The sequence below is a fragment of the Mycobacterium sp. genome, from assembly GCF_035603715.1.
Lineage (GTDB): Bacteria > Actinomycetota > Actinomycetes > Mycobacteriales > Mycobacteriaceae > Mycobacterium.
Map to the genome: position 1 here is coordinate 1 of NZ_DATNJW010000252.1, position 2987 is coordinate 2987.

Sequence of the window (2987 nt, forward strand, 5' to 3'; positions counted from 1 at the left end):
GCCATTGCGCCCAGGCGGGGTGGCCGCGCCGTCGTATACCGCCGACCGCCCGTCAACGATCAGCGCTCAACGGGATCGACGAAGACCGGCTGCTCCCCCGACATTCCGGCCACTACGGCCGCGACCTGATTGGGCTTGCCAATCAGCCCTTCTTGCAGCTCGGATTCGCGTTTCAAGGCAGCGGCGGCGTCGTCACTAACCCATGTCTCGTCGTACAGTCGCTTGGCAGCACGGACTGCGTCAGGAGATTTCTGGGCGATCTCGTCCGCCAGTGCCAGCGCCGAAGCCAGCGGGTCGTCACTATTTCGCGTGACCAGCCCGAGTGCCAAAGCCTCGCTGCCAGAAACGATGCGGCCGCTGAACGTCAACTCCTTGGCAACGTCGATGGGTATTAGTCGCGGGAGAGTCTGCGTGATACCCATGTCGGGAACGAGGCCCCACTTGATCTCCATGATGGACAGCTTGGCGTCCGGTGCGGCGATCCGGATGTCGGCACCCAGCGCGATCTGCAGACCGCCGCCGAAGCAATTCCCGTGAATCGCGGCGATCACCGGCGCCGGCACCAAGGACCAGTCGTAGGCCACTCGCTGAGCGAAGTTGGCCAGCCGATCGCTGTCTCGTTCCAGCAGAACCCCGGTTCCACCCTGCCCGGACATGAAGCTAGCGATGTCCAGGCCCGAGCAGAAGCTCTTGCCTTCGCCGTGCAAGACCACCGCACGAACCGACGCGTCATGTGCCAGTTGCCCCGCGGCATCCATCAAGCCCTCGAACATGGCTTGGTCAAGCGCATTGTGCTTATCGGCGCGCACCATCGTCACCGTTGCCACGCCGCCAGCACCTATCTGCACACACACTCTGTCTTCGCTCACATGTGGGAACTTACCGCGACGCCGAATCGCGAACCTTTGCTATGTCACAGCGTTCATACTGTTGCCCTGGCTGTACCCGCTGAACAAAGGCAAATGGAATAGACGACGACGATGACTTCCTTACAGTTAGCTAGCACTGAGACACCCGATTTCGGACAGGGCGAGGTCTATTTCATCGGCAACGCCACTACATTGATCCGCTTCGGCGGGCTGACCATCCTGACCGACCCGGCCTTCCTGCACAAAGGCGAGCACGTTTTTCTGGGTCACGGCATATGGGCCCGGCGAGAGGTCGAGCCGGCCTGCCAGATCGCCGACCTGCCACCGATCGATCTGATCGTCTTGTCGCACTATCACGGCGACCATTTCGATGACGTCGCCGCGCAAGAGCTCGACAAGAATCTGCCGATCGTTTCAACGGCTGACGCGGTCGGCAAGCTCAGCGGTCTCGGCTTCGAGCGCGGATATCCCCTCGAAACCTGGGAATCCCTCGAGGTGAACAAGGGCGAAGCGACGGTGACGATCACCGCGATGCCGGCCAAGCACGCCACTGAAGAAGCGGTCAACGAGCTGCTCATGCCCGTCAATGGGCACCTGCTCGACTTCAGTCGCAACGGCGATCAGCTCTACCGGCTCTACATCACCGGGGACACTATGCTCGTCGATAGTCTCGAGGACATCCCGCGCCGCTACCCCGACATCGACCTCGGCCTGATTCACACGGGCGGCACGACCTTCCTGGTCACCGTTGTCACGATGACGGGCGAACAAGGAGTACGAGCCGTCGAAATCACCAAACCCCGGACCGCCATCCCCATCCATTACAACGACTTCTCGGTGTTCCTCTCGGGACTGGACGACTTCAAGAAGGCAGCCCAAGCCTCAACCACGCGAACGAAATTCGTCTACCTCGCGCACGGCGACACCTACACATTCACCCCCAACGGGATAGCGACAGGAGAAATCTGACATGGGATTGGGGAGGCTCGCTTTGGTCCCGTCCATCTTGGCGCTGGCACTGGTGTTCGCGCCGTCTGCGTCGGCCGATACCTACACAGAGCAGGTGGCGGCCAAGTTTCAGGCCCAAGCACATGTGGTGGCTGACCCCGCGGCGAAACCCCCGTTGGACAACTCCGATGCAATCAACCAGCAGATCCTGACCAGCTCGTGGACGTGGAGTTCCCGCCCGCCGATCTGGGTGGCGGCGGTCGCGCCGGACCAGACCGGTGTGACGACACCGGACGCGATCCACGACATCATCTTGGGCCGCCATCCGGCGTTCAGCGGGGTCATCCTGGTCATCGACTCCAAGGGCTACCACGTGCGCGCCTATGACGTGCCCAGGGCGATCGCCGACAACGTCGACTACATTCTGCGTCAGTCGGCCAGGGATCATCACAATGACCCATATGGTGCAACCAGCGAATTCGTCAACAAGCTGGCCGGCGTGAACGTGGCTGCCGGCGCACCGGCGACGACCTCTCCCACTGCCGATGCGAAGCACACCAGCTGGACGTGGCTGTGGGTAACGCTGATCGTCGTCCTCGCTCTGATCGTTGGTCTGATCTGGTTGCCCGCACGGAATCGTAAGCGCCGCAAGGACGCAGAGGCGCGAGAGCAGATCAAACGGGGCTTGATCGCCGCCGAGTCCGATGTCAGCGATCTCGATAACGCGGTGGTCACTACGAGCGGCCCAGACGTCAGCGCTGAGACGCTAAAGGCCAACTCCAGCCTGAGCGCCGCCCGCAAGGCGTACCAGGCCCATGACTACAGCGCAGCGCGGGCACACCTCGGGGTCGTGCGAGCCGCCGTGGCCAAGGCGAACCGGAAGCTGGGCATCGCTGCCGTGACCTCAGTTCCCGAGGAGGACCGTAAGCAGGCCTCGGTGCAGACGCGGGATCCTGACACCGGTAAGACGGTCACGATCGACAACAACAACTACGCCACCACCCAGCAGCCGGGCTATCCGCACTACTACGGGGGCGGCTACTACAACGGGATGTTCTTCTATCCCGGCTTCTATCCCTATCCATTTTGGGGTCCTGGTTGGGGTTGGCCCCTCGGCGATGTCCTGATGATGAATGCGCTAATGGACGATCATTGGGGTGGCGACTACGA

3 protein-coding genes are annotated in these 2987 nt (G+C 62.1%); 2 read left to right on the forward strand and 1 reads right to left on the reverse strand.

The features are described from left to right. Positions 1-59 precede the first annotated feature (59 nt). Positions 60-869, reverse strand: coding sequence for a crotonase/enoyl-CoA hydratase family protein (locus VN856_RS10625; protein ID WP_325688733.1), 810 nt, complete (start codon positions 867-869; stop codon positions 60-62). A gap of 111 nt (positions 870-980) precedes the next feature. Here VN856_RS10625 and VN856_RS10630 point away from each other — a divergent pair, with 111 nt between their 5' ends. Beyond that, on the forward strand, positions 981-1838 hold the full coding sequence (locus VN856_RS10630; RefSeq protein ID WP_325688735.1) for an MBL fold metallo-hydrolase: 858 nt from the start codon (positions 981-983) through the stop codon (positions 1836-1838). Between the two features lies 1 nt (position 1839). Next, the coding region (locus VN856_RS10635) for a hypothetical protein (protein ID WP_325688737.1) at positions 1840-2987 on the forward strand (1148 nt) is incomplete at its 3' end.